This is a genomic window from Paraburkholderia sediminicola, assembly GCF_046026895.1.
GTDB lineage: Bacteria > Pseudomonadota > Gammaproteobacteria > Burkholderiales > Burkholderiaceae > Paraburkholderia > Paraburkholderia sediminicola_C.
Genome location: NZ_JAQQEU010000272.1, coordinates 1 through 648, shown reverse-complemented (window position 1 = coordinate 648; position 648 = coordinate 1). Strand labels below are relative to the sequence as shown.

1 protein-coding gene is annotated in these 648 nt (G+C 63.4%); it reads right to left on the bottom strand.

Features of this window, described 5'->3' with window-relative positions:
• Positions 1-648: IS91 family transposase (locus PQR02_RS40705; RefSeq protein WP_408243433.1), on the bottom strand; the 648-nt coding region annotated here is incomplete at both ends.

Sequence of the window (648 nt, the reverse complement as noted above, 5' to 3'; positions counted from 1 at the left end):
GCGGCGCATGAACTCGCTGGCTTCGAGCGTCATGGCTTTATAGCGGGTACGGCCCTTCTCCCGGTAGTCTTTCCAGCGGAAGCTCACGCATCGCCCATCGAAGGCAAGTAGGCGCTGGTTGGAGATTGCGACGCGATGTGTATAGCGTGAGAGATAGGCGAGCACGGCTTCGGGACCCGCGAACGGACGCTTGGCATACACAAACCATTCGGAGGCGCGCAGCGGCGCGAGCCACTGTGCAAAGGCCGCCCGGTCAGCGAGCTGCGCATACTCGCCGAAGAACTGGAGTCGCCCGCGCTGATGAGCATCAGTGAGCGCTTCGAGGAAGCGCCTGCGAAACAGACGCGAGAGCAAGCGCACGGGAAGGAAGAAGCCACGCCGACAGGCGGTCCAGCGCACGCCATCTGCTGACAAGCCACCACCTGGGACAATGCCGTGCACATGTGGATGATGCGTGAGCGCTGAGCCCCAGGTGTGCAGCACGAGCGTGGCGCCAATGTCGGCACCCAGGTGCCTGGGGTCCGCCGCGATGGTACGCAGCGTCTCGGCGGCGATGTCGAACAGCAGCCCGTAGATGACGCGCTTGTTGTACCAGGCGATCGCACTGATCGGCGCGGGAAGCGTAAAGACGACGTGGTAATACTCGAC